Origin of the sequence: Brevundimonas sp. (assembly GCF_023259385.1) — a bacterium.
Taxonomy (GTDB): domain Bacteria; phylum Pseudomonadota; class Alphaproteobacteria; order Caulobacterales; family Caulobacteraceae; genus Brevundimonas.
Genome location: NZ_JAHFPF010000091.1, coordinates 1 through 12,336, shown reverse-complemented (window position 1 = coordinate 12,336; position 12,336 = coordinate 1). Strand labels below are relative to the sequence as shown.

At 68.2% G+C, this 12,336-nt stretch carries 14 protein-coding genes; 8 read left to right on the top strand and 6 right to left on the bottom strand.

Annotated features, from left to right (window positions below; genetic code table 11):
* A partial coding sequence (locus tag Q0C81_RS08710; protein WP_291836549.1) for a ribose-phosphate pyrophosphokinase-like domain-containing protein occupies nucleotides 1-177 on the bottom strand: 177 nt, incomplete at its 3' end.
* Between the two features lie 204 nt (nucleotides 178-381).
* Here Q0C81_RS08710 and Q0C81_RS08705 point away from each other — a divergent pair.
* On the top strand, nucleotides 382-1,242 hold the full coding sequence (locus tag Q0C81_RS08705; RefSeq protein WP_291836542.1) for an outer membrane protein assembly factor BamD: 861 nt from the start codon (nucleotides 382-384) through the stop codon (nucleotides 1,240-1,242).
* A 144-nt stretch (nucleotides 1,243-1,386) separates the two neighbouring features.
* Nucleotides 1,387-3,087, top strand: a complete 1,701-nt coding sequence (gene recN, locus Q0C81_RS08700) for a DNA repair protein RecN (protein ID WP_291836539.1) — start codon at nucleotides 1,387-1,389, stop codon at nucleotides 3,085-3,087.
* Here recN and Q0C81_RS08695 read toward each other — a convergent pair.
* Complete coding sequence (locus tag Q0C81_RS08695; RefSeq protein ID WP_291836536.1) at nucleotides 3,084-3,890, bottom strand: inositol monophosphatase family protein; 807 nt, start codon at nucleotides 3,888-3,890, stop codon at nucleotides 3,084-3,086. The genes recN and Q0C81_RS08695 overlap by 4 nt on opposite strands.
* Before the next feature lie 98 nt (nucleotides 3,891-3,988).
* Nucleotides 3,989-4,558 (bottom strand): elongation factor P, encoded by a 570-nt coding sequence (efp, locus tag Q0C81_RS08690; protein WP_291836533.1) that lies wholly within the window; start codon nucleotides 4,556-4,558, stop codon nucleotides 3,989-3,991.
* A 157-nt stretch (nucleotides 4,559-4,715) separates the two neighbouring features.
* On the opposite strand from efp, the gene Q0C81_RS08685 reads away from it, so the two are divergent.
* Entirely contained in the window at nucleotides 4,716-5,090 is a 375-nt protein-coding gene (locus Q0C81_RS08685) for a hypothetical protein (RefSeq protein WP_291836531.1), read from the top strand.
* 2 nt (nucleotides 5,091-5,092) lie between these two features.
* Here Q0C81_RS08685 and Q0C81_RS08680 read toward each other — a convergent pair whose 3' ends face one another.
* Nucleotides 5,093-5,638, bottom strand: coding sequence for a tryptophan-rich sensory protein (locus tag Q0C81_RS08680; RefSeq protein WP_291836528.1), 546 nt, complete (start codon nucleotides 5,636-5,638; stop codon nucleotides 5,093-5,095).
* A gap of 134 nt (nucleotides 5,639-5,772) precedes the next feature.
* On the opposite strand from Q0C81_RS08680, the gene Q0C81_RS08675 reads away from it, so the two are divergent.
* On the top strand, nucleotides 5,773-6,651 hold the full coding sequence (locus Q0C81_RS08675) for a CPBP family intramembrane glutamic endopeptidase (RefSeq protein WP_291836525.1): 879 nt from the start codon (nucleotides 5,773-5,775) through the stop codon (nucleotides 6,649-6,651).
* Here Q0C81_RS08675 and bfr read toward each other — a convergent pair.
* Both bfr and Q0C81_RS08665 read right to left on the bottom strand, forming a co-directional pair.
* Nucleotides 6,648-7,148, bottom strand: a complete 501-nt coding sequence (gene bfr / locus Q0C81_RS08670; protein WP_291836522.1) for a bacterioferritin — start codon at nucleotides 7,146-7,148, stop codon at nucleotides 6,648-6,650. The two genes, Q0C81_RS08675 and bfr, sit on opposite strands and share 4 nt — an antisense overlap.
* Before the next feature lie 153 nt (nucleotides 7,149-7,301).
* Complete coding sequence (locus Q0C81_RS08665; RefSeq protein ID WP_291836547.1) at nucleotides 7,302-7,487, bottom strand: (2Fe-2S)-binding protein; 186 nt, start codon at nucleotides 7,485-7,487, stop codon at nucleotides 7,302-7,304.
* A 134-nt stretch (nucleotides 7,488-7,621) separates the two neighbouring features.
* Between Q0C81_RS08665 and Q0C81_RS08660 the strand changes: the two genes are divergently transcribed.
* The 4 genes from Q0C81_RS08660 to Q0C81_RS08645 all read left to right on the top strand — a co-directional run.
* Nucleotides 7,622-9,583 (top strand): beta-propeller domain-containing protein, encoded by a 1,962-nt coding sequence (locus Q0C81_RS08660; protein ID WP_291836519.1) that lies wholly within the window; start codon nucleotides 7,622-7,624, stop codon nucleotides 9,581-9,583.
* Between the two features lie 31 nt (nucleotides 9,584-9,614).
* Nucleotides 9,615-10,274, top strand: a complete 660-nt coding sequence (thiE, locus tag Q0C81_RS08655) for a thiamine phosphate synthase (RefSeq protein WP_291836516.1) — start codon at nucleotides 9,615-9,617, stop codon at nucleotides 10,272-10,274.
* A gap of 73 nt (nucleotides 10,275-10,347) precedes the next feature.
* Nucleotides 10,348-12,027: a sensor histidine kinase gene (locus Q0C81_RS08650; protein WP_291836513.1), complete on the top strand. Its 1,680-nt coding sequence runs from the start codon at nucleotides 10,348-10,350 to the stop codon at nucleotides 12,025-12,027.
* Between the two features lie 135 nt (nucleotides 12,028-12,162).
* The coding region (locus Q0C81_RS08645) for a cytochrome ubiquinol oxidase subunit I (protein WP_291836545.1) at nucleotides 12,163-12,336 on the top strand (174 nt) is incomplete at its 3' end.

The window sequence follows — 12,336 nt, the reverse complement described above, 5'->3', positions numbered from 1 at the left end:
CGGATAGCTGGTCGACTGGATGATGAAGACGTCCTCGCCGCAGACGTTCTCTTCGAGGACGGGGAAGACCTCCTTGTCGGCGAACCGCTTCACCTGGGCCTTGGTCAGGGGCATGTCGAGGTGGGTCGCGATCGCCTGGGACAGCGTCCGGTTGGAGTTGCCAGAGAGCAGCTTCATGTCCGGTCATCCTTTCGCCGTCATCGCCCGGCTGACAATGCCGCCGTTGCGCTGGCGCGCTACATATCAGGGGACGGCTCAGCCACAAGGCGCGCGGACGAATTTCTCGCCCGTTCGCGTCGCATTGGCGCGCATCGATCCGCTGGTGTAGAGATCGCGTCTGAATTCCGGGGGCGCCGACGGGTGAGCGCCCGCCGGCCTGTCATGTTGAGGTCGTCCTTGCCTGCTTCGAAGATTCGCACCGGCCTTGTTCTCTCGGCCGTTGCCTTGTCGGTCCTGGCCGTTTCGGCCTGTAATCGCGGCGGAGCCCGTCCGCGCCTGGCCTATGAGGAGCGCCCGGTCGAGGCGCTCTACAACACCGGCTATACGCGCCTGCAGGCGCGCCGCTGGGCCGACGCGATCGACTACTTCCAGGAAGTGGAGCGTCAGCACCCGTATTCGGAATGGTCGCGCCGCGCGATTCTGATGCAGATCTACGCGTATTATCAGGACGATCACTACCAGGAGGCGATCGCCGCCGCCGACCGCTTCATCGCCCTGTTCCCGGGCAATCCCAGCGCGCCCTACGCCTTCTACATGAAGGCCATCTGCAACTTCGAGCAGATCACCGACGTGGGCCGCGACCAGGGCTACGCCCAGGCGGCGCTGGACGGCCTGCGCGACGTCGCCCGCCGCTATCCGGGCACGTCCTACGCCATCGACGCCACGGTCAAGATCGACATGGTCAACGACCAGCTGGCCGGCAAGGAAATGGCCATCGGCCGCTACTATCAGCGCGCCAACCAGCCGCTGGCGGCCATCAACCGCTACAAGACCGTCATCGACAACCAGTCTTTCCAGCGCACCTCGCACGCGCCGGAAGCCCTGTACCGCCTGGTCGAGGTCAACCTGCAGCTCGGCCTGAAGGACGAGGCCATGCGCAACGGTTCGGTGCTGGGCTTCAACTATCCGGGCAGCCCCTGGTACGCCGAAGCCTACGCCCTGCTGTCCGAGGAAGGCGCCCGTCCGGACGCCGCCCCGACCGGTCCGCGCGAAAGCTGGCTGCGTCGCCTGATCCCGGGCTGACGTTTTCGCTTTGTTCCGCTATTCCCGGGGTTGTCCCGGGAGGCGGTTGCTCCGCATTCTCCGGCGTCGCCTGAGAAAACGATTCGCCTTGCTCCAGCTTCCTGACCGCGTTTCCGGCCGTTCGCTTCTTTCGGGGAGCCTGCCGTGCTGACCGCGCTTTCGATCCGCGACATCGTGCTGGTGGACGTGCTGGACCTCGATGTCCGCGACGGCCTGACCGTGCTGACCGGCGAGACCGGGGCGGGCAAGTCGATCATCCTGGACGCGCTGGGACTGGCCCTGGGCGCACGCGGCGACGCCGGCCTGGTGCGCGCCGGGGCCAAGCAGGCCAGCGCGACCGCCGTCTTCACCGCTCCGGACGACCCGGCCCTGATCGCCCTGATCGCCGACCGGGGCTTCGACGTGACGCCGGGCGAGGAGCTGATCCTGCGCCGCATCGTCGCCGCGGACGGCCGCAGCCGCGCCTTCGTCAACGACCAGCCCGCCGGCGTCGCCGCCCTGCGCGAGATCGGCCAGGCCCTGGTCGAGGTCCACGGGCAGCATGAGACCGTCGGCCTGCTGGACTGGAAGACCCACCGGGCCCTGCTGGACAACTACGGCGGCCTGCAGCCGCAGCTGGACGCCGTAGCCGCCGCCGCCGACGCGCTGAAGACCGCCGAGCGCAAGGTCGCGGATCTGAAGGCCGCCGCCGCCGACGCCGCCGCCCATGCGGAAGAGCTGACCCTCAACCTCGCCGACCTCGACGCCCTGGATCCCCGGGCCGACGAGGAGACCGAACTGGCCGGGGAGCGCGCCCTGCTGGGCGCCGCCGAGAAGGCCATGGCCGACCTGACCGATGCCCGCGCCTCGCTGGGCGGGGACAAGCTGTCGCGCAATCTGTCCGCCGCCCTGCGCGCGGTCGAGCACGCCCGCACCCGCGCCACCCAGTCGGGCGCCGAGGGCGACCACCCCCTGCTGGTCAAGCTGACCGCCGCCGCCGAGGCCATCGACCGGACGCTGGTGGAGGCGGAGGAGGCCCTGGCCTGCGTCGACGCCGCGGCCAACGCCTTCGACGTCGAGCCCGGCCGACTGGACAAGACGGAAGAGCGGCTGTTCGCCCTGCGCGCCGCGGCCCGCAAGCTGAACACCTCGGTCGAGATGCTGCCCGTGCTGCGCGAGCGCTTCCGCGAGCAGCTGCGCCTGATCGAGGACGGGGCCGACGCCATCACCGCCGCCGAACGCGAGGCCTCGGCCGCGCGCGAGGCCTATGACCTGGCCGCGACCTTCCTGACCTCGGCGCGGGAAGCCGCCGCCGAGCGCCTGACCGCCGCCGTCATGGGGGAGCTGGGTCCGCTGAAGCTGGAGCGCGCCCGTTTCCGCGTCGCCTTCGAGCCGGTGGCCGACGGCCGCCGCGGGCCGCTGGGCGTCGAGACCGTCCGCTTCGAGATCTCCACCAACGCCGGGACCGCCTTCGGTCCGCTGGACGCCATCGCATCGGGCGGCGAGCTGGCCCGCTTCGCCCTGGCCATGAAGGCGGCGCTGGCGGGGCGCGAGGACCAGCGCCAGCCGGTGATGATCTTCGACGAGGTTGATCAGGGCGTCGGCGGCGCCGTGGCCGAGGCCGTGGGTACGCGGCTGCAGCGTCTGTCCCAGGGCGCCCAGGTGCTGGTCGTCACCCACAGCCCGCAGGTCGCCGCGCGCGGCCACGCCCACTGGAAGGTGCGCAAGTCCGACCACAACGGCCTGACGGCCACCACGGTCGACACGCTGGACGAGGATCAGCGGCTGGAGGAGATCGCCCGCATGCTCTCCGGCGCCACCATCACGGATGAAGCGCGCGGCGCGGCGCGGGCGCTGATCGGCTAGCTGGCCTGCAGCACCTTGCGCAGCGCGCCGTGGATGTCGGTGTTGCCGGCCAGGATCTGCTTGCCGTTCTTGGGATCGCCGTCGATGTCGATCGAGGTGACGATGCCGCCCGCCTCGGTGACGAACAGGATGCCCGCCGCCACGTCCCACGGGTTCAGATTGCGCTCATAATACGCGTCGTACCGGCCCGCGGCGACCCAGGCGAAGTCCAGGGCGGCCGAGCCGAGGCGGCGGATGCCCGCGACGCGCTGGCCGACGGCGTGGATGTCCTTGATGGCCTGGGCGTGGCCGGTCTTGCCGATGAAGGGCAGGCCGGTGGCGATCAGGCTTTCCGACAGGTCGCGGCGACCCGCGACGCGGATGCGCCCGTCGTTCAGGTAGCAGCCCTTGCCCTTCTCGGCCCAGAACATCTCGTTCATGACCGGGTTGTAGGTCACGCCCGCCACGATCTCGGACGAGCCGTCCGGGGCGTAGCGCTCCAGCCCCACCGTGATGGCGAAGTGGGGCATGGCGTGCAGGAAGTTGGTGGTGCCGTCGATCGGATCGACGATCCAGCGGTGCGACTTGTCCGAGCCCTCGATCATGCCGCGTTCCTCGCCGAGGAAGCCGTAGCCCGGCCGGGCCTTGGTCAGCAGTTCGAACAGGGTCTCTTCGGCCTTGATGTCGGCGGCGCTGACGAAGTCGCCGGGGCCCTTGCGGGACACCTGCAGCTGGCTGACTTCACCGAAGTCGCGCAGCATCGGGCGGGCGGTCTTGCGGACCGCGTCCATCATGACGGTGAGCAGGGCGGAGGCGAGGGCCATCGGGAATCTCCTGGTCCGCATGTCCTGAAAAGGCGCTCTGGCCCGGACATGCGGAGAAGTTCAAACGCTGATCGGCCCCGGACGGAGCCGATGAAAACTCAGTCCGCGCGGCGGACGTATTCGCCGGTCGTGGTGTCGACGACGATCTTTTCGCCGACGCCCATGTACGGCGGGATCATGATGCGCACGCCGTTGTTGGCGATGGCGGGCTTGTAGGACGACGAGGCGGTCTGGCCCTTCACGGTGGGCTCGGTCTCGACGACTTCCAGATTGACCTGGTCGGGCAGCGACAGGCCGATCGGGCGCTCTTCGTGCAGCTCGATGACGACCTTCATGCCTTCCTGCAGGTAAGGGATACGGTCTTCGCCGACCCAGTCCTTCTGCAGTTCGATCTGCTCGTAGTTTTCGTCGTTCATGAAGACCAGGCTGTCGCCGTTGTCGAACAGATAGGAGAAGTCGCGCTGCTCCAGCGTGACGCGCTCGACCTTGTCTTCCGAACGGAAACGTTCGTTCAGCTTGTTGCCGGTCTCGAGGTTCTTGGCCTCGACGTTGGCGAAGGCGCCGCCCTTGCCCGGCTTGACGTGGCTGGCCTTGGTGACGACCCACAGGCCGCCGTTCACTTGCAGGACCATGCCGGGCTTGATGGTGTTGCCGTTAATCTTGGCCATGATGTCTCGGAGGGGTTGAGGCGCAGCCCTTGCGGCGCGCGCGAGCGGGCGCAGTCCCTAAAGGAAGCCGCGTCATCCGGCAAGGTGGGCATAAAAAGTTGTATTGACTTGGTTAAGCAACCATAGGAATTGAAAATCGTCGTTATGGGAGGGTGCTATGGTCAGCTTGACTCAGGAAGATTTCGCCACGCTGCAAAGCACCAGCGAAGAGGATCTGCTCGGCCAGCTGGGGCTTGCGGTCATGGGCAGCGAAGGTGAATCCGCGTCGCTCAAGAGCCTGCAGGCGGCCTCGCTGGATTTCTCGTGGCCCAACTTCATCCAGGCCGGGATGAACTACTTCAACCGGATCTGGCCGACGGTGAAATCCGTCGTCTGCGAGGCCTATGAGGCCTACAGCGAGGACAACAAGGCGTGGATCGAGCAGGCCGCCACGGCCCTGCTGGCCCTGATCAATGTCGGTTCGGCCATCGCGATCCTGATCGTCAAGATCGCCATCAAGAAGGGTCTCGACACCCTCTGCGCCGCCGACTGAGGCTAGTGGAGGGTCGCCCTGGAGTCGGCCTTCTTCTGCACCATGTTGGCCAGCGCCACCTGTCCGCCCACCGGGGCGGCCAGCTTGCCGGCGCGCGCGTCCAGCTTGCGCGCCTCGTGGGCGAAGGCGGCGGCCATGCCGGCGGACGACATGGCGGCGGCGATCTGCAGGCCCCGGCTGGCCGGGCGCATGGCGATCCAGACGGCGTTCAGCGCCTGGGCCGCCGCCCACAGGCCCATGGCCAGGTTGCGCTCCGGCGCCCGGGGCGCATTCCACACCCGGACCGCCGACAGGGTGGTGGCCGAGAAGACGGCGGGCAGGATCAGGCTCAGGGGCCCGCGCGGCCGCTCGGTGATCGGCGCGTCGGTTTCCGTCAGATGTACGGGGCGGGGGCGGATGGTCCGCTTGGCGAAGGCGGTGGCGGCCAGGGCGAAGCCGACCGTGAGCGCGACGCCCAGCAGGACGTGCGAGGCGTTGCGGCCCTCCGCGTTCAGGAAGCCTGAAGCTGCTTCGCGGGCGTCGTCGATCACGTCGTCGATGTCGGTCATGCTGCCTTGTTCCGTTCTGCCCAACGACAATGACGGGCAAAGGGGCGGGTTCCGCCGGCGTTCTGAGAACGCTCTAACGGTTGGCGGCCAATCGTCGAGCTTCTATCGTCCGGGAGTAGAGTTCGGAGACGCGAATGACGTCGCGCGGATTGGCGCAACTGTCGGCCCTCGCCCTGGCGGCGCTGACGTACTGGACCATCGTGTCCCGACCAGGCGTCATCGGCGATGAGTTCCCGATCGCGATCTATTTCACCATTCTTGTTTTCACGCTCTTCGTGTTCGGCGTGAGCTTTCTAGCCTTGCATTTGGCGGCCGGCGGTTCGGCGACCTACTGGAGCATGGAGAACCGGGATCAGCTTCGGTCGATCGGGTGGATGATCGTCACGATAAGCGCGGTGATGTTGGTCGGCCACGCGATCCTTGATCGGCTTGATCGCGCCGCCCCTCTCGTCCTGCGTGCTAATTTCTTCGTGGCCATGACGCTCGTGCCGGCGGCGTTCATTGTCTCGGGGAGGGTCAGATGGCCCAGTCGTTCGGCCCGTCCCGGCAGGTTTGCGCTGTTGCTGCTCTGCTTGGTCGGCCTCGGCGCCGCCGCAGCCTGGAGCTGGATGGCGTGGTCGTCTGCGCCCGGCGAGCCCGCCATTCCCTCCCCGGGTCGCCTTCTGTTCGTCGTTCCTGTCGTGATCCTGGCTGCGACCTTGGAGGAGATCGTATTCAGGGTCCTGTTGCAGACCGCGCTGCTGGAGCGGACCGGGTCGCGGTTTCTGGCGGTATTCCTCTCCAGCGTCGCATTCGGACTGATGCACGTTCCCGGACAATTCGCCGAGCCGGTGATGCACGCGGACTGGACGCTGCTCCAGCTGGTGGCGCACGACTACGCACCGGGATTCCTGCTGCAGATCGCGTTTGGCCTGTTGCTCGGCGTGCTCTGGCTCCGAACCGGCTCGCTCGTGCTGATCTCCGGGGTCCACGCACTGTTGAATATGGGCGGCGTGCTGGCGACCGGCCTCTAGTTCCCGGTCGCGCTCTTGTCCGGGGCGATCTCGGTCATGGCCGATTGCAGGTAGTTCTGCTCGCCCAGCTGTTCGATCAGCTTGTGCTGGGCCTCCAGGAAGTCGATGTGCTCCTCGGTGTCGGCCAGGATGCGCATGACCAGGTCACGGCTGACGTAGTCCTTGGCGGCCTCGAACTGGGTGACGGCGGCGACGACCACGTCGCGCGAACCCAGCTCCAGCTGCAGGTCGGCGCCCAGGCATTCGATGGCGCTCTCGCCGATCTTCAGCTTGTGCAGGTCCTGCAGGTTGGGCAGGCCGTCCAGGAACAGCACCCGCTTGATCAGCATGTCGGCGTGCTTCATCTCGCCGATGCTCTCGTCGTAGATGATCTGGCCCAGGTGCTTCAGGCCCCAGCTTTCGAACATGCGGGCGTGCAGGAAATACTGGTTCACGGCCGTCAGTTCGTTGGTCAGGATCGCGTTCAGCGTCCGGATGATCGCGGGGTCGCCCTTCATGGCCTCGGTCCTTCAAGCGGCGGCGGCTCCAAGTCCGGAGTCGCCTGATTTCCCGCCGTTCATAACACGAACGAAGGCGCTGTGTTCACTTGCGAACACTTATCACGACATTGAAATTGCGAGTAAAAATCGCCCGCAGCGCGGCTGAGAATGCTACTCAGCAGCGAGGGCGAAGGCCTGCCGCGTTTCCTGGATCATCTGGCGCATTTCGCAGACGCATTTGGCGCACTGGGCCTGGCACTGATGCTTGATGAAGACGTCGCGCGGACGCGTCGCGCCCGCCTCGATGGCCGAGGCGACGTCACGTTTGCGAAGACCGTTGCAGTTGCAGACGTACAAGGAGGCGAACCCACTCAATGCGAATGGTTCGCTATAGCAACGGGAATGCGGCGAATGCAAGTCGTTCGCATGGGTGCGTCGTTGCCGCACCGCCGGTTCTCTGATCACATCGGCTTCGGGACAGGAGGGGTGCCGTGACCATCAGAACTCTGTTCGCTGCTCTGGGCGTGACCGCGGCGCTGTTCAGCGCGGCGCCGGCGACGGCCTCGGACCGGCGGGGGCTTCCGGCCTTCACCTCCCTGGCTGAGCTGAGCGCCTTCCTCGACGCCCATGCGCCGCAGGAGGCGGGGCAGGAGGTCTGCCCGCCCGAGCATCCGGACTGTCCCGACAACACCGAGGTGGAGGATATCGTCGTCACCGGATCGCGGATTACCGCGCCGTCCATCACCAACAACCAGGAAGCCGGGGTCGATGAGGGCGACATCGTCAAGGCGCGCGGCGACACCCTGATCATCCTGCGCCGGGGCCGGCTGTTCACCATCGACACCGGCCAGGGACGGCTGCGGCTCGTCGACCGGATCGACGCCTATCCGCCGGGCGTCGATGGGGAGGACGACTGGTACGACGAGATGCTGGTCTCGGGCGACCGCGTCATCGTCATCGGCTACAGCTACGGACGCGGCGGGACCGAGATCAATCGCTTCCGGCTGGACGCGGCGGGAAACCTGACCTTCGAGGACAGCCACCACCTGGCGTCCGACGACTATTATTCGTCCCGCAACTACGCCTCGCGGCTCGTGGGGGATCAGCTGGTGGTCTATTCGCCCGTCGATCCCTCGACCGGCGATCCGCTGAAGGACCTGCCGCGCCTGACCCGCTGGACGCCCGACGCCGTGGGGCAGGAAGACAAGGACGACGACTACGAGACGATGCCGGGCCGTCCCATCGTCACGGTGGGCGACGTCTATCGCGCGCCGGGCCTGGATGAGGGGGCGCGCGGTCTCGTCTTCCACACCACCATCCGCTGCGCCCTGTCCGCGCCCGAGCTGAGCTGCCGCGCGACGGCGGTGCTCGGGCCGGACTCGCGCAGCTTCTATGTCGCCCCGACGGCGGTCTACGTCTGGATGGTTGAGGAGAGATGGGGGCTTCCGAAGGGGGAGCAGCCCCGCGGCTGGCTGTATCGCATGCCGCTGGACGGCGGCCGTCCGCAGGCGGCGGCCACGGTGGGCGCGCCGATCGACCAGTTCTCCTTCCTCGAACAGCCGGAACTGGGCCGCATCAATGTGCTGGTGGTGGCCGACAACGACGGCGACGGGATGGGGCGACCCGAGACCGTGGCGGGCGGCGCGGCGCTGCTGCAACTGCCCTTCTCGCGCTTCGGGACCGGCGAGGGCGAGGCGGCCCTCTCCGACTACCGGATCCTGCCCGGGATCGGACAGCAAGGGCGGGCGCAGAACCGGTTCGTCGGCGACTTCCTGCTCTATTCCGCCCAAGTCTACAGCAACCTCCCGTACGCCGAGGACCTGCCGCGTTACGAGAGCCGCCTGATCGTGACGCCGCTGGCTCCGGGACCGACCCTGATCTGGGGCGTGCCGGGCCGGGTCAACCGGATCGAGGCAATGGGGCCGGACGCCCTGGTCGTGTCGGGGGAGACGGACGTCTTCTTCACCACCTTCGAACTTCAGACCCCGCGCCCGACCATCGGCTACCAGTACGTCATGCTGGGGTCCGCGGAGACCGAGAGCCGCAGCCACGCCTTCTTCTACCGGCCTGACCCGTCCAGCGCCGACGGCTCGACCGGAGTGCTGGGCCTGCCGGTCTCGCGCGCCGGGGCCGGCACCGTCGACCCGGATACGGAGGAGCGCGCGACGCTAGAGACCATCACCTACATTCGCCGCAACGGCCTGGGGCGGCTGGGCGAGATCGGCTCGCTGGACGCCGCGCCCCTGAACGGCCGGATCGACGACGGCTGCATCGCCTCCTGCTACGGCTGGTACGGCGACGCGCGCCCGATCTTCCTCGGCGACCGCATCTTCGCCCTGCTCGGCTATGAGGTGATCGAGGGGCGCGAACGGAACGGCCGCATCCGCGAGGTGCGCCGCATCGACATGACCCCGCCGCCGCCGGAGGGGCCGCGGCCCTACTACATCGATTGACCTTGGGCCCGGTTCGTCGCACTCCCCGGACATGGCCAGAGAACCCGTCGCCCCGCCGCGTCCGCCGTGTGCGCTGTATCTGATCACGCCGCCGGCGATCCCCGACCTGCCCGCCTTCGCCAGGACGTTGGGCGAGGCGCTGGACGCGGGCGCCGTCGCGGCCCTGCAGATCCGGCTCAAGGAGGTCGATGACGCCGCCGTCCTGGCCGCCGTCGCCGTGCTGAAGCCGGTGGCCGCGGCGCGCGGCGTGGCGGTGATCCTGAACGACCGGCCCGACCTCGCCGCCCGCTCGGGCTGCGACGGGGTGCATGTGGGGCAGGGCGACGCCTCCTACGCCGAGGCGCGCCGGACCATGGGGCCGGACGCCATGATCGGCGTGACCTGCCACGACAGCCGCGAACTGGCCATGGAGGCCGCCGAGGCGGGGGCCGACTACGTCGCCTTCGGGGCCTTCTTCCCGACCACGACCAAGGAAACGGCGCACCGGCCCGAGCCGGAGATCCTGACCATCTGGCAGGAGACGGTGGAGACGCCCTGCGTCGCCATCGGCGGGATCACGGCCGCCAACGCCGCCGACCTGGCCCGCGCCGGGGCGGATTTCGTGGCCGTCAGCGGGGCCGTCTGGGGCCATCCCGATGGTCCGGCGGCGGCGGTTCGTGAGCTTGATCAGGTGCTTGCGGGGGCCTTCTGACCTTCAGGGGATGTTAGGAAGCGCCCGGTTAGGTAGCGGTGAGACTTTTCGCCTGCCGGACCAGATTATGACGATGAGCCGCGTGCTCGATCCCCAGCCCGTTCCTGTGGTGGAGACCGCGACGCGTTCGCGCGCGGCCCCCGTGGATGCGGCTGCGACGAGCGGCATCGGCCAGCCCCTGGCGCCGATCTTCACCGCCATGGCGGTGATGGTCCTGACGATCATCGCCCTGACCTTCGCCCGCACCGCCGACATGGTCGCGGCCCTCTGGGGCGCCGGCGGCCTGGCGGTCGCGGTCTGGCTGCGCACCTCGCGCGGTCCGCTGTACGACGCCTGCTTCGGCGGCCTGCTGGCCTGCGGTCTGGCCGCGGGCAACCTGCTGGCGGGCAATTCGACCAAGACCACCCTCATGTTCACCGTCGCGAACATGATGGACATCTACTGCGCCGTCCTGATGGCCCGCCGGTTCGCCCCGACACTGAACCTGGCTTCGGTCGAGGGCGCCAGCCGCTTCCTGGTCAGCGCCGCGGTGCTGGCCCCGCTGCCGGCGGCGGCCCTGGTCGGCGGCATGCTGTGGTGGATCAACGGCGCCGACTTCCTGGAGACGGCCCAGACCTGGTGGTTCGGGCATGCGCTCAGCATCGCCGTGGTCGGCAGCTTCGGTTTGGCCCTGACCAAGCGGGAGGTCCTGCGCTTGCGGTCTCCGGCGCGGGCGACGGAGGCGGTGGTCCTGCTGGGCCTGCTGACGGTCGTGAACATGCTGATCTTCGGCATGCAGTCGCTGCCGATCAGCTTCGTCACCCTGCCGCTGCTTCTGCTCATCGCCGTGCGCCTGCGGCTGCTCGGCGTGACGGCGGCCCTGCTGATCATCAGCGTGCTGGCCATCGGCGGCAGCATGCTGGGGCACGGCCCCTATGTGAGCGCCTTCAATGGGGCGGACCGGGCCATGATGGCCCAGCTGCTGGTCCTGTTCGGCTATCTGCCCATCCTGCTGGTGGCGGCCCTGCTGGAGGAGCGCGATCGCCTGTCCGACCGCGCCAAGGCGGGCCAGGTCCGCGCCGAGCGCGCCTCCGAGGCCAAGTCTCGCCTGCTGGCCAACGTGGCGCACGAGATCAAGAGCCCGGTCGGCGGCATCATCGGCATCGGCGAACTGTGGCGCGCCGGCCAGCTGGGTCCTGTCACCCCGACCCAGGGCGAGATGGCCGAGATGCTGGTCAAGACCGCCCGTCAGGTCGAGGCCCTGTCCCACGACCTGCTCGACGTCGCCCGCGCCGAATCCGGCGCCGTGAAGGTCGAGCTGCGGCCGACCGACGTCCCTGGCGTGCTGGACGACGTCCGCCGCGCCACGGCCCTGCGTCCGGAAGCCCAGGGCATCCGCATCGATCTGGTCAGCGAAGGCGACGGCCTGGTGGCCCTGGCCGACTCCCAGCGCCTGGTCCAGGTGATCGGCAACCTGACCTCCAACGCGGTCAAGTACGGCGGGTCCGGCGGGGTGGTTATCCTGCGCGCCAGCCGCATCCATGACGGCGTCCGCATCGAGGTCATCGACCATGGTCCGGGCCTGACGGCCGAGAAGCAGACCCAGTTGTTCGAGCCCTTCAATCGGCTGGGCCTGGAACGCTCGACGGTCGAGGGGCACGGCATCGGCCTGGCCCTGGCCAAGCGTCTGGTCGAACTGCAGGGCGGCTCAATCGGCGTGACCTCGACCCCGGGCGAGGGCGCCTGCTTCTGGGTCGAACTGCCCGCGGCCTGATCGCGCCGACGGCCATCTCCTACCGGCAAACTGGGTCTTTGCGACGTTCCGACGCGCGGCCGAACGCGCATCGACTTTGCCTCAGCTTGGGCGTAAGACCACAAACAAGGTAGGGCTATTCGGAAGGATCCGGCTGTGGAAATTGATGCGCTGCTGCTCTCGCGCCTGCAGTTCGCTTTCACCGTCTCGTACCACATCCTCTTTCCGGCCTTCACGATCGGCCTGGCCGACTTTCTGGCGGTGCTGGAGGGGCTGTGGCTCTGGACCAAACGGGACGCCTTCAAGACCCTCTATCTGTTCTGGGCGAAG